Source organism: Psychrobacillus sp. BM2 (genome assembly GCF_048572895.1).
Classification (GTDB): Bacteria; Bacillota; Bacilli; order Bacillales_A; family Planococcaceae; genus Psychrobacillus.
The window spans coordinates 3,703,930-3,727,945 of sequence record NZ_CP183878.1 but is presented as its reverse complement, the minus strand read 5'-3'; the positions used below and the strand labels follow the sequence as shown (position 1 = coordinate 3,727,945).

Here is a 24,016-nt window from a genome sequence, read left to right as displayed (position 1 = left end):
CAGTTATTTAATTGGTATCCAAATTTCTGAATAACAATTTGGACTAGTAGGGTCGTCAGCAGAATATACTTCAAGCTCTGGTGTCCCTGCTGGCTCATATGGGTTGGATGGAAACCATTCGGAATATATTTGTTTCCATGTATTCTGCATGGCATCTGGCATCGCACCGTGTACCTCGAACACAACCCATTTGGATGCAGGAATTGTAATAGCTGATAATTTTTCTGGTACTTTCCCCACATGATCTGTTGCAATCCAATAATCGATTAAGCTATTCTCCTGGTATGCTGCGTCTGCAACGCAAACACCAAGTACCCCTTCAATTGATCCGTTGTTTAATTGGAATAGCATATCATCTGTACCGTCTGCATTTACATCATCCCAGAACAAAGGGATACCCTGTGTGTTTTCCCCATTCTTGCAGTTATACGTTCTTTTCACACCGACAGCTTGAAAACTTTCTTTTTCGACAATTTTATACTTCATCGGCTCTGCTCCCTTCAAGGTTACCTGAATGATCAGGCGGTTATAGGAATTGATTTTCCCTATATTTTTTCTCGCTTCACTAGGCGTTATGCCGTGTTGCTTTCGGAATGCTTTTGTGAAAGATTCAGGAGTGTCATAGCCATATTTGTAGGAGACATCAATTACTTTATTGTCTGTATTCAACAATTCTTGAGCAGCTAAAGTTAATCTTCTTTTTCGAATATAGTCTCCGAGCGACATATCCGTTAAGATAGAAAAAGTACGTTGAAAATGAAAAACAGAAGAATTAGCTTCCCGTGCAATTTGTTCCATTGATAAATCCTCTAGTAAATGATCCTCCATATAGCTTATTGCTTGTTGAATTGACTCAACCCATCCCACTGGCTTCACTCCTTATATGTATCTTAATAAAAGTTCTGAAAATTATCCTGTCATTTTGTGCTCACCGTGGACGGTTTAATCTTCCGTAATTAGTTCGGTAATTTCTTTAGGACGTACATCCAGAGATGACAGGTCTTTAATGTCTAACCATATAGGTTCATAGCCGCCTCTTTCGGAAGATGGATCCGTATATTCTTCGCCGATTCCGGGTCCAAATTTCCCTCCAATTATATCTGCTAGAAAAAAGTGTTGTGTGCCACTTTGTTCGAGAATTTTAAAAGGTCGCTGGATTCTCACATGTACGCCAATCTCTTCATATGTTTCACGGATCGCTGCTTGTTCTGGAGTTTCTCCTTTTTCTAAACCTCCCCCTGGAAACACATAATACGTCATATGAGGCTTCGTTCGTTTAATGAGTGCTATTTGGCCATTTTCAATAATGATAGTTGCTCCACGATCTCTCATTTTTCTCACCATCCTATGGAAACTAAAGTTTCTTATATTATATATTGAAAGAAGACGAAGAAGATATCAAAAGGGGTGCTAAAAGAGAAATTTTGAATATCCAACAGGGTGGATATTTTGGGGTAATGGGGAAATGAAACAATCATCCATAAAGCTTAAAGGATATTTTCGATATTTGTCTAATAGTATGAGTAGAACATATTGAAAAAGGAGGGCTTGAATGGAAAAGAGCGAACTTCTTGAAAAACGAATAGAACAGCTGGAAGAACGGGTTCGATTTTTAGAAGAGCAAGTACATATGAAACCAAAACCAGATATCTCTCAGCCCCAACACCCTATCGTACAGCAGCAACAAGTAAGACAGCCTGTTGAATGGGATATACTTATCTTTCAGAAAATACTGCCTCCCTTATTTATTGTCGTATTTATAATAGGGATAATTTGGGGATTCAAAGCGGTGTCAGATTACGGTTTTTTACAACCATCCGTAAAAGTAGTCATTGGTTTTGTCGTTGGTTTTGCATTAGTCGGGTTAGGTATATGGCAAACTAAAAGAAGTCGGAAGAATTTAGGACATATGCTTCTTGGTGGGTCTATTCCTGTTTTAATGTTGACCACTTTTGCAATGCATCAACTGTATAATATATCTGGACCAACAGTAGCTTTTATTTTCAATCTTATTTGGATTTCATTGGGAGTATTTCTAACCTATAAGTACCGCTCACAAGGAATTGGAATTGTTGCTATAGTTGGTGGCGTATTTGTTCCATTTTTGATAAACAGTACGTCACCAAATATTCCGTTGTATTCTTTATATGAGACTGTACTTTTTACAGTTTTTCTTTGGATTGCTCTAAAATATTCCTACAAGGCTTTATATTATATTTCCGTCATTTTTTTACAGGTAGCAATCTTGGTTTTCTTTACTTTTACAAATGTATCTGACGGGTATAAATGGATCGCAATGCTTCCTATATTCGTGCAACATATTGCCTTATTGCTTAGTCTTTTGAAGTCGAAGCAGATGTTAAAAGAACAAGCGTATATGCTTTTTTCAATCATGCTATTAACTGCTTTATGGATTCGTGTAGTATTTGAGGATAATGAAGCAACCGTATTAATGATAATTATCATACTCATTTATGGGATTTGTTATTATGTATATCAAAAGGATTCAGTTCGTGCTCCTATTTTTATCGCGAGTGGATCTGTTGCTTTACTAAATTTAATGCAGCTTCAAATTGACAATTTACTATTTGAAGGAATAATTGGGTTGAGCTTTATATACTTCTTCGTATATAAAAAGTTCAGACATACTTTACACCTAATTCTTTTGTGTATTAGTTATATCGTGGCTTTCTACCATGTGTTATCTTTTTCTATTATGAGCTGGGTATCATGGGAAATGCTACACTGGATAGTATTTATCGTAGGTACAGTTTATGGAGTTTATTTGCTAGCAAGTATTTTTATAGAGAAAACTGTTTTAAATATCGGAGTGTCTTTTGTCGCGATTATGATTTTATACTTCTTGCATATGATTGCTACTTTAGTTTCAGGGGATATTGGTAGCAATATGGAGCGAGTCATTACTAGTTCATTATGGATTATCGTAGCTATACTATTTATGGTATTAAGTCGTTTTTCGTTGCCTCAAGGTAAGTACGTCGGGGTTAGTATTCTGTTTGTGACGTTAGCAAAAATCATATTGTTTGATATTTCCTTTGTATCTGTAGCTATTAAGGCGATATTATTTATTGTTCTAGGAGTGGTTGGACTACTCGTGTCACGGGCTTATTATAAAAAGTAGTATCGAAAGGAGATAGAAAAATGGCTAAATACGAAGCAAAGATGAAAGAAACAGATGCTAATGTAGTTGAATTTATAGAGGCAGTTGAAAATCCGAAGAAACGTGAGGACGCATATAAGCTTTTAGAGATTTTTGAGCAGACCTCAGGCTATCCAGCGAAAATGTGGGGTCCGAGCATTATTGGTTTTGGAACCTATCATTATAAATACGCGTCAGGTCACGAAGGGGATGCTCCTTTAGTGGGCTTCTCGCCGAGAAAAGCAAAGATTAGTTTGTATTTTGCAACGGGAGATACGACGCGAGAAGAAGCTCTAAAGCGCTTCGGAAAATATACTGCAGGAAAATCATGCGTATATATCAATAAAGTCGATGATATAGATGTAGATGTTCTAAAAGAAATGATTACACAATCCATAGCATTCCTCCAAGTGTTATATCCAAATAGAGTGTGAATGGAAGTTAATGTATTTATTTTGCTAGTTTATATGGCTTTCATGTATAATATTACAGTATAAAATTTAGCTTAGCGAAAGAGAGTGGGACTTATGGGTCGTAAGTGGAATAATATTAAAGAAAAGAAAGCTTCCAAAGACGCTAATACTAGCCGTATTTATGCGAAATTTGGTCGTGAAATATATGTTGCTGCAAGACAAGGTGAGCCTGATCCTACTTCTAACCAAGCATTAAAAGTAGTACTAGAACGTGCAAAAACATACAGTGTGCCTAAGCATATTATTGATAAAGCGATTGAAAAAGCAAAAGGTGGATCAGAAGAAAGCTTCGATGAGCTTCGTTATGAAGGTTTCGGACCAAGCGGTTCTATGGTCATCGTCGATGCGCTGACAAATAACGTTAACCGTACTGCTTCCGATGTACGTGCTGCATTTGGTAAAAATGGAGGTAATATGGGTGTGAGTGGTTCAGTTGCTTATATGTTTGATGCAACTGCTGTAATTGGTTTAGAAGGAAAAACTGCTGATGACGTGTTGGAAATCTTAATGGAAGCGGACGTAGACGCACGCGACATTTTAGAAGAGGAAGATGCAGTTATCGTCTATGCAGAGCCGGATCAATTCCATGCTGTACAGGAAGCATTAAGAGCTGCAGGTGTAACTGACTTCACAGTAGCGGAGCTAACAATGCTTGCGCAAAACGATATTGCATTAGATGCAGACGCTCAAGCACAATTTGAGAAAATGATCGACGCTATTGAAGATTTAGAAGATGTTCAACAAGTCTACCACAATGTAGATTTGGGAGAATAATAGGAGATTAGGCTGTTTCAAAGTGGTTTTCTGCTTTGGAACAGCCTTTTTTGGTTATTACATAGATAGTGGAACTGAAAAGGAAATGAAACGTCAATTTCTTAAGGGGGGTTGTTTTTTGAATAGTAAAAATATTTTTTGTTTTGGTGTTGTCTTTATATTATCTGCCTCTATTTTATTTCCAATTAAGTCATTAGCAGATTGGGCATATGCATTTGTTGTATGGGATGATTATGTGTACGTTATCACAGAGGAACGGGTCGTTGAGGTCGATAAGAAAATTGGACATGTAACGAAGTATTCGGATAGAGAAGGAACCTACTCTGGTAATTTCTCAAATGTCTATCCGAAAGGAACAAAGTATTATTCCATCCAAGGAATAAGTACGGATGAGGCAATTGCTATACAGGAGGAAGATGGACCATATATTAAGGCAACTAGAGATGGGGAGTATGCCGGTAATAAATATGGTATAAACAATTTAGCATCTCCAATTTTTGTTGCTGCAATTATTCTGGTGGTACTTATTATGATGATAGGAAGAAACTATAAAAGGAAAAGGAGAGAAGGATGAAAAGAAGGTTAAAAATAATTCTCCTTGTAATAAGCATACCGATTATTTTGACCATGAGTCTACTGGGGATCTTCGTGTATACATTTTTCATTAGTATGGAAAGTCTTCCAGAAGGAGAATTTCTTACGGAGGAATCGTCACCAGATGGTAAATATACGTTAAAAGCCTATGTTACAAATGGGGGAGCAACGACTTCTTATGCAATTCGAGGCGAACTTGTTTTTAATGAAAAAAGTGGGAAAACCAAAAATATATACTGGAATTACAGAGAAGAAGATGCAGAAGTTTCTTGGTTAGATAATGATACTGTGATTATCAATAATCGTACTTTAAATGTCCCTAAGGAAAAATATGATTTTAGATATCACTAGGGGAGGATTATAGTGAAAAAAGTAATAGGTCTATTTATGATGCTGTCCGTCGCATGGTTAGTGGGCTGTACTGAAAATGAAACAATAGAAAAATTGACAAGGGTAGATGTTTTCAAAGTAACTGTAGCTGGAAATTATGCCGATGAAATAATAATTGCTGATCTGAACAAAATTGATAGATTAAACCAAGCATTCGACAGGATTGAATGGGAAAGAAATGTAAAAGCAGAAATGTCAAGAAGAGAGGATATAAAAGCAGTTCATTTTTTGGAGGATGATGAAAACATGCCGGAGCGTTTAGAGGATTATTATGTTTGGTTTGAAAGCAATGGTACTTCTACAATTATAGAAAGTGATTCATACGGCAGGTTGGACGAAGCTGGAACAAAAATATTAAAAGATGTCTTCGAATTTGAAGACAAATAAATAGCCATTCCAATTTTGATGGAAAGGCTATTTTCTCATTATATAGCTGAATTCTTTCTGCGATAGTTCCATTGTTGAAATTGGAATCGGATGAAACAACCGATACAAAATCCTGCGATGGCAATAGATGCAGCGAGGCCGACCATAATTGTTGCGAGATTAAATAATAGTGACCAGCCTAGTAGAAAGCTGATGCTAGCTACTGACAAAAAGCTAACCGCAAGCCACTGATTGAATTTAAGCTGCGCATAATCTTCTTGCATATATTGATTGGCAGATTTAGATAAAAATCTTTTTGCCACAAATAGTATAGGATGAAAACCAATTAATAAACTTGATAAATTTGCAACTAACGGAATGAGCAATATCCAAGCTGATTGAGATAGAAGTGCAATGATTACAGATAGAACAATCGTCCATTGATTGACCATTACGAGAGGTTTCGGAATTGTTTTCATTTTAAAACCTACTTTTCTAATTGGATTTACTTTATTATATGGTGATAGCCATAAAAAGTAAATAGAAGCTTATATACTGACATATTTCCCGGGAAATTGGCAAAGTCTGATTTGAAACGACATATATAGTAAAAGCAGCCCCTAGTTCGGAGCTGCCTTCTAAGTTATTGTTTTTTTAGTTCATTTATTTTCTTAGTTAATTCATTAAATTGTATATCCAGCGTGCTATATTTAGCGTCATTACTTTTTAAAAAACTAAGTTCACCAAGTACTGCCTGTCTCTCTGTTTCTAATGTTAAGAGTTCTTTTTCGAGTAACGATTCATTGTTTTTATGCATCCATTCGTTATAGTTCAGTTCTAGCTTACAGATCGATTTATTTTCAAAAACTAGCAATTTATTCGTTAGCTTTTCTAAGAAATATCGATCATGTGTTACGAGTAAAATGGTACCGGGATAAGTGGAAAGCGTCTTTTCTAATTGCTCACGAGAAGGAAGATCTAAGTGGTTCGTCGGTTCATCTAAAAGTAACACGTCCTTTTGGTCGAGCATGAACTCCATTAACTTCAGCTTCACTCGTTCTCCCATGCTCATTGTTGATATAGGACGTGACCAGTGTTCTTTGGAAAACCCTAAGTTCGTCATGAGTGTTTGGATAAGTCCTCTTATCTCAAAATCAGTTGGTCTAAAAAATTCAAATGGCGTTTTTTCTTCAGGTAAGTCGAAAACAGTTTGACGTAAATAGCCAATATTCATAGACTCGGATTTCCAAAGGTCTCCTTGAAAGCTTTCTTCTCCTAAAAGCATACGGAAAAATGTCGATTTTCCACTGCCATTTGAACCTAATAACCCAACGCGTTCCTGCGCCAGTATGGTGAAAGATACGTTCTGAAAGAGTGTTCTCTTCCCAAAATCTTTTCTCATATTTTTTGCTTCTATGACACGTTTGCCTTTTTTCTTATTACCTTCAATGGTAAACGATACTTCTTTTTCCTCGTCTGGTTTATCGACAGTATTCTTGGAAAGTTCCAGTTCTAGCCGTTTCCTCTTGGAGCGAATCTGGACATCCATTTTCTTAGCTTTCACACGATAATACTCTTTGTTAAATTCTTGCTTGGTGGATTCTGCATGTGCTTTGGATGACCAGTTTTTCAGCTCGGTAATTTGCTTCTCAACCTGTTGTATTTTTGATTGCTGGGCACCATATAGCCTTTGTTGTGTCAGGAGCTTCTCCACCTTTTTTTCTCTATAAGTCGAATAGTTTCCTGCGTATACCGTCAATTTTTTATTTTCAACTTCCCAGATATAATCTGCTACCTCATCTAAGAAGTAACGATCATGTGAAACTAAAATGATTGTGCCTTTGTAGGAGAGAATCTGTTTTTTTAAATAGGATAAGCTGTCTTGATCTAAATGATTAGTAGGTTCATCTAGCAATAATACTTGGGAGTTCTCTGCAAATACACGAGACAGCCTTCTTTTCATCTTTTCCCCGCCACTCAGTTGAGTATATTCTCTTCCTTCTGGAACAGTCCATTTACTGAAATAGGAAAATTCATCATGTTCGTATTCTATTTGACTAAAGTGCTCATCTTCCTGCCGAAAGTAGCTGATAGAAGGGGGATTTCCGCTCCATTCCACCTTTCCGCTTGCAGGAATTACTTCATTGGAAAGAACGGAAAGCAAGGAGGATTTACCTTCTCCGTTTCCACCAACAATTCCAATCACGACATCTGATGGTATATCTCCTTTTACGTTTTGTAATACCTCCTCATCACCATATGTAACACTTATATCCATTAACTTTCCTAATAATGTCATACAAACAACTCCTTTTTGGAGGAATAAAAAAATCCCTCCGAATAATACGGAAGGATGTTGCTGACCATGAAAAATATACGAAAAAACGCTACACCTTCATTGCTGTGTAGTGAATACCATTCGTTTCGTACTGAAAAATGGGCAGACTAATCCTATTTCCGTTTGCGTATAAAATATTTTGTTCTGCATGAAGCAGTAAATATTATGCAAGAAATAAGATTAAATAATCATTGTCCACCCATCGTCCCTTCAAATTTGTTAATTGAATTATAACATATTATTTTCTGAATTGGCTGGCAAAATAAAAAGAAACCAAGGAAGTGATATAAATTTGTGAGAATGAATTTTCAATTTTATTTAAGTGGATGTGTATAAATTCGTGATTTTTAATAAAAACTTCTGTAGAATAGATACATATTTGAGGAGGAATGGGAAATGAAACAACTAGATGCAAACGAGATTATTTCATATATTCAACACGCAAAGAAATCAACGCAGGTGAAAGTATACATAAAAGGAAACGGGATAGATCAGATTTCTTTCGGGGAACATACGAAAGTTTTTGGTGAAGGAAATTCTCTAGTATTATTTGGAGAATGGTCTGAAATCGAATCCATTTTAAATGAATATAAAAATCAAATTGAAGATGTGGTAGTAGAAAATGAAAGTCGTAACTCTGCTATTCCACTTTTAGATTTGAAGGGGACAAATGCGCGTATTGAACCAGGCGCTGTTATTAGAGATCAAGTTAGTATCGGAGACAATAGTGTTATTATGATGGGCGCACTTATTAATATTGGTGCAGTTATTGGAGAAGGCACGATGATTGATATGGGCGCAGTTCTTGGTGGACGTGCAACCGTAGGAAAAAACTGTCATATCGGTGCTGGTGCAGTGCTAGCGGGAGTAATTGAACCACCTTCTGCAACTCCTGTCATTATTGAAGATGATGTACTAATTGGTGCAAATGCTGTAGTTCTTGAAGGCTGTAGAGTTGGTAAAGGTGCCGTTGTAGCTGCTGGTGCCATTGTTACTAAGGACATTCCACCATATTCGGTAGCTGTTGGAGCGCCTGCTAAAGTGATTAAAGAAATTGATGATCAGACAAGATCGAAAACGGAAATTATGCAAGAATTGCGTCAGTTATAAGTTGGTGGACGATGAAAACCTTACAAGATATTCGGAGAGACTTACATCGTATACCAGAATTGGGTTTTGAAGAAGTAAAAACTCAAAGCTACTTATTGGAACAAATTCGTGCACTTCCGGAAGATAGATTGATAATTACTACTTGGAAAACAGGTATAGTCGTGAAAATAGTGGGAACTGAACCTACACAAACGATCGGTTGGAGAACTGACATAGATGGTCTTCCGATAACGGAGGTGACCGGACTTCCTTTTGAATCCAATCACCCTGGAAAAATGCATGCTTGTGGTCATGATGTGCATATGACGGTGGCATTGGGTTTACTAAGAAGTCTAGTAGAAAATCCTATAAAGGATGACGTAGTTATTCTATTTCAACCGGCAGAGGAAAGTCCAGGTGGTGCACTTCCAATGCGTGAATGGTTGAAAAAAGAGCTGCCAGCTTTGGTACCCGATAAAATATTTGCCTTCCATATAGCACCAGAATACCCTGTTGGCACGGTAGCTACCCGTCCCGGTTTACTGTTTGCCAATACATCTGAATTGTTTATAGACGTAACTGGCAAGGAAGGGCATGCGGCTTTTCCACATCAAGCTAAAGATATGTCTGTTGCAGCCGCTACACTATTATTGCAACTGCAAACAATTGTAAGTCGTTCTGTCAATCCAATGAATCCTGCAGTTCTTACGATTGGAAAGTTCACTTCTGGAACAGTGCAAAATATTATTTCCGGACATGCTCGTCTTGAGGGTACTATTCGTACAATGGATGCAGAAACGATGATGATTATAAAAGAGAAAATCGAGTCATTTTGTCGAGCAGCGGAAATTGCTTTTGAATGTGCCGTTCACATAGATTACGGCTCGTCCTACTATCAGGTTAAAAATGATGAAGCGCTTGCAAACGATTTTTTGGCATTTGCGGAAGCACATCCAGCAACTAACGCTATTTTATGTGATGCAGCGATGACTGGCGAAGACTTTGGTTATTTCCTACAAGAGATACCGGGGATGCTATTTTGGGCTGGGGTTAACTCATCGTATGGGCTGCACCATCCGAAGCTTAGTCCTGATGAAGCGGTGATTGACTATCTTGTCCCGTTTATAGATTCTTATTTTCGAAAAATTTCAAGTTAATACAAAAGGATTTACTCCGGATAGTGCGGAGTAAATCCTTTTTAAATTCAGTTACTTGCTCTGGCATGGCAGTTACTTGCATTCATTAGGCGGTTACTTGCTATCCTCTATAAGTTACTTGCGCTCGCTGTATATTTACTTGCTCTAGATGACGATTTACTTGCGGAACGGGAAATTTATCCAAATGCTATTTGATTGGCACTTAGATTTCAATCCACCAGTTGAACATTATATTCCTTAAACCAAATATGCATCTGCACTAAATATGCAAGAAGCTGTGGACCCGACATTAACTGACCAAACCACGGTACTTGAAATGCTTCTCCGTTCGATTCGACTAAATCTGCTAACCGCTGCTTTTGAAAAAGCTCATGCAAAATAGAGTTTTTATCTTGTAACTGGTCTTTCAACATACTACTCACAATACCTGTATAAACAGGATTATGCGTTTTGGGATATGGACTTTTTTTACGATAAAGTACATCATATGGCAGACTACCTTCAAATGCTTTTCGTAGAATACCTTTTTCCTGATTACCTACCATTTTGTAATCCCAAGGGATATTCCATGCATACTCTACCAAACGATGATCGGCAAATGGCACGCGCACCTCTAAACTAGCACCCATACTCATCCTATCTTTTCTATCTAAAAGAGTAGTCATAAACCACGTCATATTCATATAAAATAGTTCGCGTCTTTTTGCTTCTACACTTGTTTCACCATCTAGCAGTGGAGTTTCAGCTAAAGTAGTATCATATGCATTTTGTACATATTCTTCTATATTTAATTTACCTTGCCATCTATCATTCAATAACTGAAAGCGTTCTTTGGTAGATCGAATCCAAGGAAATCCTTTTTCTGCGTTTCCGATCTGATGGAACCAAGGATAGCCACCAAAAATTTCATCCGCACATTCTCCAGATAGACCGACCGTAAAATCTTGCTTAATTTCTCTGCAAAACCATAGTAAAGACGAATCGATATCGGCCATTCCAGGAAGGTCTCGAACTTGAACAGCCTCTCTTAAATATTCTGCTAGTTTTTGTTGGGTAATAATGGAGAAATGATGCTGTGTATCTAGATGATTTGTCACCTTTTCAATCCAAGGGAGGTCGTTTGTAGGTTGAAAGGTATTACTTTGAAAATGTTGCTCATTGTCTTGATAGTCAATTGAGTAAGTGTGTAGTGGGGATTTCAAATTCTGGGAATAGGATTTGGCAGCAATTGACGTAATAATACTGGAATCCAAACCACCAGAAAGGAATGTGCATAGAGGTACGTCTGATACAAGCTGTCTTTCTACAGCATCGGTGACTAGGAAACGAATTTTTTCGGTTGTTTCGTCTAAAGAATCTGTATGCTCTTTGCTTTCTACATTCCAGTAACGCCAAGTTCGAAGCCCGTTACGAGTTAAGCTTAGTGCGTGCGCAGGGCGTAATTCATTAATGTCCTTATATACTCCAGAGCCAGGGGTACGTGATGGACCTAATCCAATAATCTCTGCAAGGCCCTCTCTATTGATAATTGGAGAAATAGCAGGATGTGCAAAGAGAGACTTTTGCTCAGAACCAAAGAGGAAGCCCCCATTTTTTTCAACATAAAATAGTGGTTTAACTCCGAGGCGATCTCGTGCAATAAACAGTTTTTGTTGCAACTCATCCCAAATGGCAAATGCAAATATCCCGTTAAAATAGTCAACACATTTTTCCTTCCATTCAATATAGGAGGTCAATAAAACCTCAGTATCTGAATGACCAGTGAAGGAATGCCCACGCTTCAATAATTCTTTTCTAAGATCCTCTGTATTGTACAATTCCCCATTATACGTAAGTGTATATTCACTTGATTGATAGGCTTTAGTCATTGGTTGTTTTCCGCCAATAGGATCCACCACTGTAAGACGACGATGTCCAAACACGGCGTGCGGAGAACTCCAAATATTATCATCGTCGGGGCCACGCTTCTTTAAGGTTTCCGTCATTTTCGCAACTGCGGACAATTCGTTTCGCAAATCCCTTTGAAAATGAATCCAACCGGTAATTCCACACATATATGCATCCCTTCTTTCATCCATTATTTTATGCAAAAAATAAAAAATTGTATCAAAAAAATCGCAAAGGTAGATACCTTCACGATAAATTTGATGTAATAATATTAAGTTGTCACCTTTAGCACGGTTTTGATTTTTTGAATTATTCCTCCGCTACTATAAGTTAAAACACTTCGTTTGTAGAAGGATAAGCTTAATAGGAATAGAATAATTACAGTGCCAATTAATATAGCCATGGAAATAATTGGTTCAACTGAAGGTATATCCGTTGCTCCAATTCGAAGTGGCATTACCATACCAGATGTGAATGGAATGTAGGAGAATACTTTAATCAACATCGTATCAGGACTTGCCATTCCAGAGATCAAAACGTAGAATCCGATAATTCCAACCATCATCGCGGGCATCATAGCCTGACCCGATTCCTCCACCTTGGAGACTAAAGACCCCAATAATGCACCTAGTATTAAGTATAAAATGATTGTTATCAATAAAAATGCTACTGAGTATCCGATAAATACAAAGGATAATTCATTGGCAATTTCTTGAACAACATCCCATTTAGAGCCTCCATCAATCAGTGCAAATAACAAACCTTGAATGAGTAATAATGCTGCTATTTGTGTTAATGCCAGTAGAAATGTTCCGGTTAATTTCGCCATAAAGTGTGTAGATGGTTTTACGCTTGCAAGTAAGACTTCTAAAACACGTGAACCTTTTTCGGAAGCAACATCAGTTGTAATCATCGATAAAAATGTCATAACAAATGAATAAATTAAAAACCCTACTAAAAAGGAAGCGCCAATCCCTGCAGCCTTCTCATCCTCACTTTTACCTGAGGAGGATTGCTCATCAAGATTTTTCATCGTGATTGTAGTTTCTGATTGAAGAATTTTATCTGCTTGTTCTGCCGTTAAATTTAATTGTTGAACTTCATATATTTTCCCTGCATATTGCAGAGTTGCTGAAAGATTTTGCTGATCATTAAATGTCAGTGGTTCAAAGGTGGCGATTTCTGCTGCCAATGAATTGTCTTGATCCTCCACGAAAATTACAGCTGCAAAATCCCCGTTGATCACTTGTTTTTCTACCTTATCTATCTCATCTGTTGGGAAGGTAAATTGTATATCACTAGTCGATTCAAATAAAGCTTCGATTTCTACATCTGTTTCGTTGATCAAAGCAATTTGTAGAGCATCTTCTTGGAAAAAGGCTTCTTTAATATCAGACCAGAACATAACACCACTGATAACCACAACATAAAGTACGATTGAAAAAATAAATGATTTCGCTTTTACTTTTTGAACATATAGCTGCTTCACTAATAACCAAAACTTAGACATGCGTACCACCTACCTTATCCTTGAAAATTTCCTCTAATGATAAATAGTCCAAACTGAATTTCTCTATATATTTGCCACTAGATACATAGTCAAAGATAGACTGCGCATACGATTCATCCTCAAGTGTTAATGTATATTGATCCCTACCTACTTGAATATCCTTTACACCATGTAATCCTGCTAGAGCTTCTTTTGGAATTTCTGTGCGAATTGTTAACTTGGTTTTTCCGTATTGTTTCTTTAAATCCAATAAGCTACCAGAAAACAAAGATACACCACGCTTTAATAAGCATAAATGATCACAAAGCTCTTCGACATTATCCATTTGATGACTAGAAAATAATATAGTCGTTCCTTTATGCTTTAAGTCTAGAATTGCTTGTTTTAGTAAATCCATATTAACTGGGTCCAATCCACTAAATGGCTCATCTAATATAAGGAACTCTGGTTGATGTATAAAGCTTGCGATTAATTGGACTTTTTGCTGATTCCCTTTAGATAAGGTTTCCGCTTTTGCCTTTCGCTTATCCTCTAATTCAAAACGATTAATCCAATAGTCTACTTCTTTTTTTAAATCTTTTTTTAGCTTCCCTCTCAGCTCGCCGAAAAAGAATAATTGGTCTTCGACTGTCATAGCAGGGAAGATACCTCGTTCCTCAGGTAAATACCCTAGAATATCCCTATTAATCGAATTAATATGCTGTCCATTCCACGTAATACTTCCTTCAGTCGTCTCCTGTAAGTCTAAAATCATGCGAAATGTAGTTGTTTTACCAGCACCATTCTGCCCGATCAATCCAAAGATTTCTCCTTTTTCAATTGTAAAGGACAGGCTATTAACGGCGACGAAGTCTTGATATCTCTTTGTTACTTGGTTGATTGATAACGTCATATTCAAACTCCTATCTATTTTGTTCTTTTCTGTTTATACGAATCACCATTAAGAATGTTTCATTTAAATTGTAACGTTTTTGTAAATAAGCCCGTCAAATGGAAAGAGAAGCAAAAAAAGGAGCGATTCGATGAAGAAAATTTGTGGAGCTATCGTAATGATTTTAATGTTCGGGCTTATAGGGAGCCAAGGTGTGTATGCGCAAAGTGGGGATGCAACGGTAGAAGCAACTAATTTTGTAAAAGCATCTGGAGTTATAACAAAAGTGGAGGAAAAAGAGGACACTGTCACATTAACTGTAGAAACAGCTGACAAAGAGCCGCAGATAACTTTTTACAATTTAACGAGCGAAACAATGGTTTATAGTAGTGGAACAACGAAAAAATTGGAGAAATCAGCATTTCAAAAAGGTCAAAAAATAGATGCCTACTATGACAAAGATAAACCGATGATCATGATATATCCACCGCAAATTTCACCTGAATTAGTGATTGTACATGATGATAAAACATTCGGTTCCGTAAAAGTTGGAAAGTTTGATGAAGAACTACGTAGTTTGGATAATGAATTGAAATTGAAGGTGGATAACGAAACTATCTTAGAAAATACCGAAGGAGAAAAAGTGGAGCGACAAGATTTAAGTGGAAAAGAGCTTATTGTATTCTATACGATGTCTACAAAAAGCATTCCAGCTCAAACTAATCCAAGTAAAATAGTAGCAATCTCATCTATAGAAGCTGAGGATACTTCAAACTTCATGAAATTTGAAGGTGTCATAACAGAAATAACAAACGATAAAAATCAGCTAGCATTAACAGTAGTTGCAGAAGAGGATGAACCAATCACGACTATCTTTACGCTAGATAAAAATGTTCTGTTCTATAATGGGACAAATGCAGCGCAAGTTAAAAAAGAATCCTTTCAAATAGGACAGAAAGTAGAAGCTTACTACGATAAAAATAAGCCGATGATTTTGATTTATCCAGCAAGAATAACTCCGGAAATTCTTGTTGTTCATGATGAAGATAAATTCAACTTTGTGAAAGTGGCAAAGTTTGACCATAACTTGATCAGTTTGGATCGAGCACTTCAATTGAATATTTCTAAAGAGACTGAAATAACAAATGAAGATGGGGAAGCAATAACTCAGAGTGACTTAGCTGGAAAAGAACTAATTGTCTTTTATTCTTTCACAAAGAGAGGGATGGAGGGTGTTCCCGACCAAACAAATCCAACAAAGGTTGTTGCGGTAAACTACCTTTCTCCTGAATTGAAACAGATTATTGAAGATGATCATTTTATACAAAACGGGATAAAAATGATTCCGCTTCGTAAAGTAGCCGAACAACTCGGATATGATGTGAAAAATTATGCTAATTCAACACAAAAGAAAGTAACTCTTACAAAAGGGAACAGCTCTATCCAAATTATTCGTGAAGAGAAAACCTATAGCTACAATAAGAGCCTACGATTATTTTTAGAACAACCGGTGTTAAAGGATAATAAGACATATGTGTCAGCGGATATCCTCGATATATTAAAATAAAAAATAACCCATCCTTATTCTAGGTGAAAAGGATGGGTTATATGTTTGAATGACAATTATAGGGAAATTGCGAAAATAGATGAAGTGTGTAATTGAGTATAATAAAAGGGAGAATAATATTCCAGAGTGTATTAGTGATGAGTTAGCGAAGGAGGACAATCCATGGAAATAAGGCGAATAAATGAAGCGTATCCAATAGAATTAATGTTGCTGGCAGATCCTTCTGAAAAGCTTATAAAGCAATATTTAAAACGGGGGAAATGTTACATTGGTGAAGAAAATGGAGAAATAGTGGGTGTATTTGTATTACTTTCGACTAGACCGGAAACCGTAGAACTCGTTAATATTGCAGTAGTTGAGAAGCACCAAGGTAAAGGCTTTGGAAAAGCACTCGTAATAGATGCTATTAATAAGGCAAAGGAACATGGATATAAAGTAATGGAAGTTGGGACTGGCAATTCGAGTATTGATCAGCTAGCCCTCTATCAAAAATGTGGATTTCGAATTATCGGAGTGGACATAGATTTTTTCACCATTCACTATGAAGAGGAAATAAACGAAAATGGGATCCCATGTGTGGATATGATTCGACTAGCGCAGTTATTGTAAAGGAGGGATTTTTATATTAGCGGCATCTGCTCTTGCGCCGCCTCGTCGCAATTAGAGCATCTGCCCTTTTCTTAAAGGATGTATATGAAAATGTGGTGTGAACACTAGATTCATGGTACTTGAGTAAATGAATAATACCGCTGTTTTCCGTTATCTGGTGGAAACAAAGAAAAATGGTAAGTGTTTACCAAATAAAGAAGCGAAATAGCGAACGAAATTGCATCTTCGAGGGAAGTATCTTTTCTCTTGTTATCCAAAATGTACTTACCTGTTGCCATAAAATTACCAGTATCCCTAAAAATTGACTCCGTAATTATATAATAAAACGTCTGTCCAAAGCCCTTCGAAAACGATAGAAACACGTTTTGATCTAAAAGAGCACTTCCACTTTTTTTACTTGGTATGTAGTAATTCTAAAATACGTTTAAGGTCATTTGCTGGGATTTGGCCAGGAGCCGATGATGTTACACCAGAACCGAATGTAGCTGCAGAACCGAAAACCTCACCAGCTAATCGGCTAATTGCCCCAGTAGAAGCCATAGACATCGTAATAATTGGGCGGTCCGCATATAATGAATGCATTGTATGCGTAGCATCTAGCAATGTCAGAACATCTGATGCCTTGTTTGGCATTACGGCTATTTTGGCAATATCCGCATCCAACTCTTGCATTCTTCTAAGTCTCCAAATGATCTCTTCCTTTGCTGGAGTCCTGTCGAAGTCATGATTAGACATTACGATAATAACATCATTTTCTTTTGCACTTTCTATGATTTCATTGACTTTAGGCGAGAACAATTCTACATCTACTAAATCTATTTCTTTTGTTTTCATCACTTCTACAAGAAGAATCTCGTAGTATGAATCTTCTATGGTTTTATTGCCACCCTCCCGATGTGTTCTAAAGGTGAATAGTAGTGGAATTGGGTATAGCTCTTCGCGAATCATAGTAAGTATTTGTTTTACTTTAGTTAAATCTTCAATATCCTCAAGCAAGTCTGCCCGCCATTCGACAATATCTAGGTTAATTTGTTTAATTGTTTTTATTTCCAAAAGGAGTTCTTCTAGTGTTTTTCCCATGAGCGGGACAATGACTTTTGGTGCACCTTTTCCAATATGAATATCTCTAATTGAAACAACTTTCATAAAATTATCCCCTCCAGCAGTGTTTTAGGTTATATTAACATACAAAGAGAAAAGGAGGGCAATTATATGAATTTTCAGCGTTATGAAAATGTAGAGAAGTTTGCTAGTAGAGTAACACCCTTTTTGGAAGAAAATGAGGATAAGTTCAGCCTATTTCTAGGTGTTCTGGAAAGAATAAAAGCAGGTGATTACAAAAATCCTTATATGGCGACTATTGAAGAAAAAGGCGAATTATTAGCAATTTTTCAAATGACTCCTCCGCATCCTTTTAATATAATTTTTGTTGATGAAGATCAACTAACTACTTGCACTGACTTATGTATAACCGAATTAGTCAATCATTCCATACAAGTAGAATCAATTATTAGTGTAAAGGAATGGGCTGTTCTGTTTGCACAAAAATGGCAGGAGAAAACGGGTGGGAAATACTCTTTACTGATGGATCAAGGGCTTTATAGACTGGACCAAGTAGAGGAATCATTAGAAATGAGTCCTGGCACATGGCGTTATGCAACAGCTATAGATGCACTGCTTATAGAGAAATGGTACAGTCAGTTTGAACAGGAAGCTGGGCTAGCATCTACAGCTCCAGTAGAAATAAGAAAACGTGTGAAAACTATGTTAGATGGAAAGGAAGTCTTCCTTTGGGAAGATCAAGGGGAAGTTGTGTCCATGATGAAAAAGAGCAGACCAACAGCACATGGAGTTACAGTTGGTCTTGTTTTTACACCGGCAGAAAAACGAAGAAAAGGGTACGGACGAACAATGGTTGCTGCGGTGAGTAAAGAGCTATTGAGGGAGTTTGAGTTTTGTGTGCTATATACAGATATGCTCAATCCCACATCGAACAAAATCTACCAGGAAATAGGCTATCAGAAGCTCATAGATTCAGTTCATTTGAAACTGGAAACAATATAGTAGTACCATCATTGTATAAGTTTCAATACTAAAGAGGCTAGACGAAGGACAGGGCATAGTCGCCCTCTTCATCTAGCCTTTAGAATTTTCCTATCATCATCCTTCTTTTTTTCTATCTTCTATTTCTTCCTGATTTTCTTGGTACTCCTCTTCGATATCGGTTGTATTGTATATAAAAGGTTCATGGTTGTAATCAGTTCGTTTTCCGTAGCGAAGCATTTCATAAATAATCATACCGTTGTTCGGCATACCATTTATTGTTCTCATCGGAATAATATCAAACAAAACATAATAAAAACTATAAAATACAAAGCGATTCCAAAAAGTTTGGTGTTCCTCTAACAGACCGTTTGCTAATAATGCATTTAATAGTAGAGCCACCGAAAGATTCATGAGGATTGGACCTGCGTAAATACATATATATGCTAGCTTACTTTCCCTTCTTAAAGCATCATATGAAAACCAACTAAAAAGATGGTAATATTTCCTGACATCAATTATCCAAAACTTGAAAACTCTTGGACCAGACCCAATAGTCAGCCTTGGATTCTTTACACCGAAAATCTCACTTGCTATCAAGTAACCTGTTTCTCGCAGAAATAAAACAATAGGCAAGATGATAAAAGCTGAAATGATTAAAGACAGTAAATCCGAAAAACCAAACATTTTATCACAACTCTCCAGAAAAAGTGATGTTGTGTATAAAATACCCGATTTGAGTAAGAACGAACCTTGAAATAATCTCCAACTAATTATGATTAATTGGGAAGTTAATAAATGAACCAAATGACTTTAATTTCGTAAATTTCAATACTTCAATAACGTACGCTCCTATAAAAACTACACAATTGATAACCTTCTCAGGTGAAAGTAGCATCCTACTATTTCGAGGAGGCGCGGCTCGCTCAGCTAGAAAACCTCCGTCTAAAAAGGAATTTAACCGTTTTACTTAACAGAGCTCAACACTAAATAATTTCGAAGTAAGAAGGCAACCCATTTGCAATTAGGATAGCTTTGAATATTTTTTAAAAGACCTTCTACTAGAGCGTGACTTAGTGATGGTTCTAATAAATGTTCTTTAAGCAAAAGGAGTGATTCTTTTTCTAATGGCTCCTCTGCTTCACTTAAACTTTGTTCTAAAATTTCAAGCAGTTGATCGTTCGTCACTTCCTCATGGGTTAATCGCTTAAGCTGAAAAATTTCTTCCGTGACAAAAGGAATAGTAGCCTGTGTAGCAAGCAGGTTTGTTTTTTCCACTAATGATTTTGAGAGTTGATCCAAATCTACCGGGACATTATTGAATAGTATTAATTCTGAGTAAATACTTATGAAACCTTTTATACAATAGACTAAATCATGCTTTGTGTCTTCGATCTTTTCCCCGAATAACCTTTCCATCATTAAAAGGATAGTTTTCTCTAGTAATCGATCATAATAATGAAACTTAATAATAAGTTCCTTATTGAATGATTGTGATTGTTCTTTCATCAAAATTTTAGCAAAATTTGAATGCTTTTGAGAGGATTGAAACATCGAAAAGTAAAATTCATATAATGATATTTCGTCATTCTGAGGATGTGTGACTTGGTAGTCAATATCTGATATCATTTGACTCATAAATTGGTCGATTAATGCTACTATCAATTCGTCCTTAGACTTGAATGACAAATAGAATGCACCTTTAGAAATTCCGCAGTGTTCTGTAATCTGTTGAACAGAGGTTAGTTCAAATCCTTGCTGTGCAAAAAGCTCTAACGCTTTCTCCATGATTAATTGTTTTTTACCCATTTAAAACTATCGCTCCTAGTTCATATTGTTGACAACTGACTAATTAGTCATTATTATAAGTAATTGAGAAATTAAAGTCAATTAGGGGTAGGTGTAAGAGTGAAAGGTTTAGTCAATTTTGTGCTTCAAAACAAATTAGCGGTATGGTTACTTACAATTATTATTACTGTTTCCGGTATTTATTCGGGGACGCGTATGAACATGGAAACAATTCCAGACATTTCTATTCCATATTTAATGGTAATGGATGTCTATCCGGGTGCAACACCTGAACAGGTTATGGAAGACGTATCTATGCCATTGGAGAAAGTGGTAGAAAATCTTGAAGGTGTGAAATCCGTTTTTTCTAATTCCAATTCGAATATGGCAAGTATTCAAGTGGAATATGAATATGGTGAAGACATGGCAGAGGCAAATCGTGCATTAAAATCTGCATTAGAAAGTGTTAAATTACCAGAAGGAGCACAGGAACCGATTGTCACTGCTATTAGCATGAATATGATGCCAGTTGTGGCATTGAGTGTTAGTAGTACGACAGAGGATATTGTGGAGTTAACATCTACAGTTTCAGAAATTTTACTTCCTAAAATGGAGAAAATCGATGGTGTAGCTTCTGCAACTATTGCAGGTCAGCATATAGAAGAAGTTCAGCTTACGTATAACGAAGAAAAAATTTCTGAGCTAGGCATAACAGAAGCTGATGTAAAACAAATGATTCAAGCAAGCGACTTGGCAGTTTCATTGGGTCTTTATGAATTTGAAGAAGGTGAAGAGGCCGTTTCAGTAGATGGCAAGTTCATGACTTCAGAAGAATTAAAGGAAATGCTTATTCCAGTAACACCATCTGCAACAAATCCATCTCCATTTGTGAAACTTAGCGATATTGCTACTATTAAAGAAGTAGGTAGAGTGCAATCTGTTTCACGTACGAATGGTGAGGATGCAATTTCTATTCAAATTGTTAAAGGTCAGCAAGCAAATACAGTTGACGTTGTTAATAGTGTGAAAGAATTGATTGAAGATGAACAGAAAAATATCGATGGTCTTGTTATTGATATATCACTTGACCAAGGTAAACCAATTGAAGAATCGGTTAATACGATGATTGAAAAAGCCTTATTTGGTGGTTTGATAGCAGTATTAATCATATTACTTTTCTTACGTGATTTTAAATCAACGGTAATTTCAATTGTATCTATTCCAGTATCAATTTTCATGGCGTTACTATTATTAAACTGGATGGATATTACGTTGAATATTATGACTCTCGGGGCAATTACAGTTGCCATAGGACGGGTAATAGATGACTCTATTGTAGTAGTGGAAAATATTTATCGTCGTCTTCATTTAAAAGACGAGAAGTTATCAGGTCGTGCGCTTGTACGTGAAGCGACTATTGAAATGTTCAAACCTATTCTATCCTCTACTGTAGTTACGATTGCAGTATTTGCACCATTATTGTTTGTAGGTGGTATGGTGGGAGAATTATTTATGCCATTTGCATTAACAATGGCATTTGCACTTGGTGCATCATTGATCGTAGCTATTACAATTGTTCCAGCATTGTCTCACTTCTTATTTAAAAAGAAATTATATAGTGAGAAGAAAGAAAGTAATCATAAGGAAGCTGGTAAACTGGCTAATGGCTACAAGCGTATATTGGAATGGACGCTTAACCATAAAGTCATTACATCTATCGTTTCTATTGTGTTATTAGTTGGTAGTTTAGCTTTGACGCCGTTAATTGGCTTTAGCTTCATGGGAAGTGAAGAAGAAAAAGTTATGTATTTAACTTATACACCAGAAGCTGGTGAGTTAACGGAGGATACGTTAGCTAATGTTGCAGTAGTAGAAGAAGAGCTACTAAAAAGGGACGATATTGATATTCTTCAATTGTCAGTAACGGATAGTGATAGTGCTGATCCAACAGCTGCGATGATGGGTGGAGGAGCAGGTGGTGCATTAATGTACCTTATCTTCGATCCAGAAATGGAAAACTTCTCAGAAGTACGTGATGAAATTGAAGAGTACGCATTTAATATTGGGCAAACGGGTGAGTGGAAGAGTCAAAACTTCTCCGCAATGTCGATGTCTTCAAATGAAGTTAGCTACACATTCTACAGTGAAGATTTAGATAAACTAAATGAAGCTGTAAAAATGGTAGAAGATGTAATGAATAAAAATGACGGCTTGGAAGATGTTTCTTCTAGTACCGAGGATGCTTACGTAGAGTATACTTTCAAAGTAGAACAAGATGAATTACTTCAGTATGGTTTAACAACTGGCCAGATTGTCATGATGTTAAATCCTATGGCAACACAAGATGTATTGACTACTATTGAAAAGGATGGCAGTACGTTAGATGTGATTGTTCAGCAGGAAAAAGCAGAACAACCGAAATCTGTAGATGATATTTTAGCTACAGAAGTACCTACAGCATTGGGTACTACAATGCCTCTTTCTGAGCTGGTAACAGTGGAAGAAGGAACAACATTAAATACTCTTGCACGTAGTAAAGGGGAGTATTATGCAACTGTTTCCGGAACAATCCTTGGAGATGATATTTCAGTCGCGACATCTGAAGTAGATGAAGCAATTGATAAATTAGATTTACCTAAAGGAGTGACTGTCGGTGTAGCTGGGGTAGCTGCTGATATGACTGAAACATTTACACAACTCGGGATAGCAATGCTTGCGGCAATTGCAATTGTGTATTTTGTCTTAGTTGTAACATTCCGTGAGGGTGTAGCACCTTTTGCTATATTGTTCTCCTTACCATTTGCAGTAATTGGTTCATTCGTTGGTTTATTGATCGCTGGAGAAACTATTTCTGTATCGGTTATGATGGGTATGCTCATGCTAATCGGTATCGTAGTGACAAACGCGATTGTACTTGTGGATCGAATTATTCATATGGAACGTGATGGAATGAGTATGCGTGAAGCTATTCTAGAAGGTGGAGCAACTCGTCTCCGTCCAATATTAATGACAGCAATCGCAACGATTGGTGCATTAATACCATTAGCTATTGGTTCAGGCGGCGGTGGTTTAATATCGAAAGGTCTTGGGATTACAGTAATCGGCGGTTTGCTAAGTTCAACGTTATTAACGCTAATTGTTGTACCAATTGTTTATGAAATTTTATCGAAGCTTTTCAAGAAAAACCGTAAAGAAGTAGAAGAGAACTAACAAGAAAAGCGCTTGTTCAAAGCCCTTCAAGACATTTGTTGTCTTGAAGGGCTTTTTGTGGGTGGATAAAGTGCAAAAAGGTGAAAAATATCCTTAGTTGGAATTTTGAAAGGCATCTTGCGATTTTCAAGGTCGACCTTGCGATTCGAAGCCACTAATTTGCGATTCACCCTAAAACGAGATTCGACTT

The 24,016-nt window shown here is 36.8% G+C and carries 22 protein-coding genes; 12 read left to right on the top strand and 10 right to left on the bottom strand.

Features of this window, described 5'->3' with window-relative positions:
- Window positions 1-3: 3 nt before the first annotated feature.
- A complete protein-coding gene (locus tag ACN6MX_RS18260) occupies window positions 4-867 on the bottom strand; it encodes an AraC family transcriptional regulator (RefSeq protein ID WP_419960230.1) in 864 nt (287 codons plus the stop codon).
- 75 nt (window positions 868-942) lie between these two features.
- Window positions 943-1,332 carry an NUDIX hydrolase gene (locus ACN6MX_RS18255; RefSeq protein WP_419960229.1) on the bottom strand — a complete coding sequence of 130 codons (390 nt, stop codon included), beginning with the start codon at window positions 1,330-1,332 and terminating at the stop codon, window positions 943-945.
- A 220-nt stretch (window positions 1,333-1,552) separates the two neighbouring features.
- Here ACN6MX_RS18255 and ACN6MX_RS18250 point away from each other — a divergent pair, with 220 nt between their 5' ends.
- The 6 genes from ACN6MX_RS18250 (at window position 1,553) to ACN6MX_RS18225 (ending at window position 5,778) form a co-directional block, all read left to right on the top strand.
- On the top strand, window positions 1,553-3,142 hold the full coding sequence (locus tag ACN6MX_RS18250) for a DUF2339 domain-containing protein (protein WP_419960228.1): 1,590 nt from the start codon (window positions 1,553-1,555) through the stop codon (window positions 3,140-3,142).
- Window positions 3,143-3,162: 20 nt separating this feature from the next.
- Complete coding sequence (locus tag ACN6MX_RS18245; RefSeq protein ID WP_419960227.1) at window positions 3,163-3,594, top strand: DUF1801 domain-containing protein; 432 nt, start codon at window positions 3,163-3,165, stop codon at window positions 3,592-3,594.
- A 93-nt stretch (window positions 3,595-3,687) separates the two neighbouring features.
- Window positions 3,688-4,407 carry a YebC/PmpR family DNA-binding transcriptional regulator gene (locus ACN6MX_RS18240; protein ID WP_340777454.1) on the top strand — a complete coding sequence of 240 codons (720 nt, stop codon included), beginning with the start codon at window positions 3,688-3,690 and terminating at the stop codon, window positions 4,405-4,407.
- A gap of 118 nt (window positions 4,408-4,525) precedes the next feature.
- Window positions 4,526-4,981, top strand: a complete 456-nt coding sequence (locus tag ACN6MX_RS18235) for a hypothetical protein (RefSeq protein ID WP_419960226.1) — start codon at window positions 4,526-4,528, stop codon at window positions 4,979-4,981.
- Window positions 4,978-5,352, top strand: a complete 375-nt coding sequence (locus ACN6MX_RS18230; RefSeq protein WP_419960225.1) for a DUF5412 domain-containing protein — start codon at window positions 4,978-4,980, stop codon at window positions 5,350-5,352. The genes ACN6MX_RS18235 and ACN6MX_RS18230 overlap by 4 nt, the downstream gene beginning before the upstream one ends.
- A gap of 12 nt (window positions 5,353-5,364) precedes the next feature.
- The gene (locus tag ACN6MX_RS18225; RefSeq protein WP_419960224.1) at window positions 5,365-5,778 is read left to right on the top strand and encodes a hypothetical protein; all 414 of its coding nucleotides are present in this window, start codon (window positions 5,365-5,367) and stop codon (window positions 5,776-5,778) included.
- A 38-nt stretch (window positions 5,779-5,816) separates the two neighbouring features.
- Here the strand turns inward: ACN6MX_RS18225 and ACN6MX_RS18220 are convergent, their stop codons facing one another.
- Both ACN6MX_RS18220 and abc-f read right to left on the bottom strand, forming a co-directional pair.
- Complete coding sequence (locus ACN6MX_RS18220) at window positions 5,817-6,236, bottom strand: DUF4395 domain-containing protein (protein WP_419960223.1); 420 nt, start codon at window positions 6,234-6,236, stop codon at window positions 5,817-5,819.
- Between the two features lie 164 nt (window positions 6,237-6,400).
- Entirely contained in the window at window positions 6,401-8,056 is a 1,656-nt protein-coding gene (gene abc-f, locus ACN6MX_RS18215; RefSeq protein ID WP_419960222.1) for a ribosomal protection-like ABC-F family protein, read from the bottom strand.
- Between the two features lie 435 nt (window positions 8,057-8,491).
- Here abc-f and dapD point away from each other — a divergent pair, with 435 nt between their 5' ends.
- Window positions 8,492-9,205: a 2,3,4,5-tetrahydropyridine-2,6-dicarboxylate N-acetyltransferase gene (gene dapD, locus ACN6MX_RS18210; RefSeq protein ID WP_419960221.1), complete on the top strand. Its 714-nt coding sequence runs from the start codon at window positions 8,492-8,494 to the stop codon at window positions 9,203-9,205.
- An 11-nt stretch (window positions 9,206-9,216) separates the two neighbouring features.
- The gene (locus ACN6MX_RS18205) at window positions 9,217-10,341 is read left to right on the top strand and encodes an N-acetyldiaminopimelate deacetylase (protein ID WP_419960220.1); all 1,125 of its coding nucleotides are present in this window, start codon (window positions 9,217-9,219) and stop codon (window positions 10,339-10,341) included.
- A gap of 209 nt (window positions 10,342-10,550) precedes the next feature.
- On the opposite strand, the gene asnB is transcribed toward ACN6MX_RS18205, so the two are convergent.
- From asnB to ACN6MX_RS18190, 3 genes are all read right to left on the bottom strand, one after another.
- Window positions 10,551-12,395: an asparagine synthase (glutamine-hydrolyzing) gene (gene asnB, locus ACN6MX_RS18200; protein WP_419960219.1), complete on the bottom strand. Its 1,845-nt coding sequence runs from the start codon at window positions 12,393-12,395 to the stop codon at window positions 10,551-10,553.
- 104 nt (window positions 12,396-12,499) lie between these two features.
- Complete coding sequence (locus ACN6MX_RS18195; protein ID WP_419960218.1) at window positions 12,500-13,738, bottom strand: ABC transporter permease; 1,239 nt, start codon at window positions 13,736-13,738, stop codon at window positions 12,500-12,502.
- On the bottom strand, window positions 13,731-14,630 hold the full coding sequence (locus ACN6MX_RS18190) for an ABC transporter ATP-binding protein (protein ID WP_419960217.1): 900 nt from the start codon (window positions 14,628-14,630) through the stop codon (window positions 13,731-13,733). The genes ACN6MX_RS18195 and ACN6MX_RS18190 overlap by 8 nt, the downstream gene beginning before the upstream one ends.
- Before the next feature lie 130 nt (window positions 14,631-14,760).
- Here ACN6MX_RS18190 and ACN6MX_RS18185 point away from each other — a divergent pair, with 130 nt between their 5' ends.
- Both ACN6MX_RS18185 and ACN6MX_RS18180 read left to right on the top strand, forming a co-directional pair.
- Window positions 14,761-16,176 (top strand): stalk domain-containing protein, encoded by a 1,416-nt coding sequence (locus ACN6MX_RS18185; protein ID WP_419960216.1) that lies wholly within the window; start codon window positions 14,761-14,763, stop codon window positions 16,174-16,176.
- Window positions 16,177-16,338: 162 nt separating this feature from the next.
- Window positions 16,339-16,785, top strand: a complete 447-nt coding sequence (locus ACN6MX_RS18180; protein ID WP_419960215.1) for a GNAT family N-acetyltransferase — start codon at window positions 16,339-16,341, stop codon at window positions 16,783-16,785.
- Window positions 16,786-17,178: 393 nt separating this feature from the next.
- Here the strand turns inward: ACN6MX_RS18180 and aroD are convergent, their stop codons facing one another.
- A complete protein-coding gene (gene aroD, locus ACN6MX_RS18175) occupies window positions 17,179-17,931 on the bottom strand; it encodes a type I 3-dehydroquinate dehydratase (protein ID WP_419960214.1) in 753 nt (250 codons plus the stop codon).
- Between the two features lie 66 nt (window positions 17,932-17,997).
- On the opposite strand from aroD, the gene ACN6MX_RS18170 reads away from it, so the two are divergent.
- Window positions 17,998-18,849 (top strand): GNAT family N-acetyltransferase, encoded by an 852-nt coding sequence (locus tag ACN6MX_RS18170; protein WP_419960213.1) that lies wholly within the window; start codon window positions 17,998-18,000, stop codon window positions 18,847-18,849.
- A 96-nt stretch (window positions 18,850-18,945) separates the two neighbouring features.
- On the opposite strand, the gene ACN6MX_RS18165 is transcribed toward ACN6MX_RS18170, so the two are convergent.
- Together ACN6MX_RS18165 and ACN6MX_RS18160 are read right to left on the bottom strand one after the other, a co-directional pair.
- Window positions 18,946-19,515, bottom strand: coding sequence for a hypothetical protein (locus ACN6MX_RS18165; protein ID WP_419960212.1), 570 nt, complete (start codon window positions 19,513-19,515; stop codon window positions 18,946-18,948).
- A 279-nt stretch (window positions 19,516-19,794) separates the two neighbouring features.
- A complete protein-coding gene (locus ACN6MX_RS18160; protein WP_419960211.1) occupies window positions 19,795-20,637 on the bottom strand; it encodes a TetR/AcrR family transcriptional regulator in 843 nt (280 codons plus the stop codon).
- Window positions 20,638-20,736: 99 nt separating this feature from the next.
- Here ACN6MX_RS18160 and ACN6MX_RS18155 point away from each other — a divergent pair, with 99 nt between their 5' ends.
- Complete coding sequence (locus tag ACN6MX_RS18155) at window positions 20,737-23,826, top strand: efflux RND transporter permease subunit (RefSeq protein ID WP_419960210.1); 3,090 nt, start codon at window positions 20,737-20,739, stop codon at window positions 23,824-23,826.
- The last annotated feature ends 190 nt before the right edge of the window (window positions 23,827-24,016 follow it).

Bases quoted from the DNA above. Each gene is read 5' to 3' on its own strand.
- ACN6MX_RS18195 (WP_419960218.1), bottom strand. From the start codon at position 13,738: ATGTCTAAGTTTTGGTTATTAGTGAAGCAGCTATATGTTCAAAAAGTA.
- ACN6MX_RS18170 (WP_419960213.1), top strand. From the start codon at position 17,998: ATGAATTTTCAGCGTTATGAAAATGTAGAGAAGTTTGCTAGTAGAGTA.
- asnB (WP_419960219.1), bottom strand. From the start codon at position 12,395: ATGTGTGGAATTACCGGTTGGATTCATTTTCAAAGGGATTTGCGAAAC.
- ACN6MX_RS18230 (WP_419960225.1), top strand. From the start codon at position 4,978: ATGAAAAGAAGGTTAAAAATAATTCTCCTTGTAATAAGCATACCGATT.
- ACN6MX_RS18240 (WP_340777454.1), top strand. From the start codon at position 3,688: ATGGGTCGTAAGTGGAATAATATTAAAGAAAAGAAAGCTTCCAAAGAC.
- dapD (WP_419960221.1), top strand. From the start codon at position 8,492: ATGAAACAACTAGATGCAAACGAGATTATTTCATATATTCAACACGCA.
- ACN6MX_RS18205 (WP_419960220.1), top strand. From the start codon at position 9,217: ATGAAAACCTTACAAGATATTCGGAGAGACTTACATCGTATACCAGAA.
- ACN6MX_RS18160 (WP_419960211.1), bottom strand. From the start codon at position 20,637: ATGGGTAAAAAACAATTAATCATGGAGAAAGCGTTAGAGCTTTTTGCA.
- ACN6MX_RS18255 (WP_419960229.1), bottom strand. From the start codon at position 1,332: ATGAGAGATCGTGGAGCAACTATCATTATTGAAAATGGCCAAATAGCA.
- ACN6MX_RS18245 (WP_419960227.1), top strand. From the start codon at position 3,163: ATGGCTAAATACGAAGCAAAGATGAAAGAAACAGATGCTAATGTAGTT.
- ACN6MX_RS18185 (WP_419960216.1), top strand. From the start codon at position 14,761: ATGAAGAAAATTTGTGGAGCTATCGTAATGATTTTAATGTTCGGGCTT.
- abc-f (WP_419960222.1), bottom strand. From the start codon at position 8,056: ATGACATTATTAGGAAAGTTAATGGATATAAGTGTTACATATGGTGAT.
- aroD (WP_419960214.1), bottom strand. From the start codon at position 17,931: ATGAAAGTTGTTTCAATTAGAGATATTCATATTGGAAAAGGTGCACCA.
- ACN6MX_RS18180 (WP_419960215.1), top strand. From the start codon at position 16,339: ATGGAAATAAGGCGAATAAATGAAGCGTATCCAATAGAATTAATGTTG.
- ACN6MX_RS18250 (WP_419960228.1), top strand. From the start codon at position 1,553: ATGGAAAAGAGCGAACTTCTTGAAAAACGAATAGAACAGCTGGAAGAA.
- ACN6MX_RS18220 (WP_419960223.1), bottom strand. From the start codon at position 6,236: ATGAAAACAATTCCGAAACCTCTCGTAATGGTCAATCAATGGACGATT.
- ACN6MX_RS18190 (WP_419960217.1), bottom strand. From the start codon at position 14,630: ATGACGTTATCAATCAACCAAGTAACAAAGAGATATCAAGACTTCGTC.
- ACN6MX_RS18165 (WP_419960212.1), bottom strand. From the start codon at position 19,515: ATGTTTGGTTTTTCGGATTTACTGTCTTTAATCATTTCAGCTTTTATC.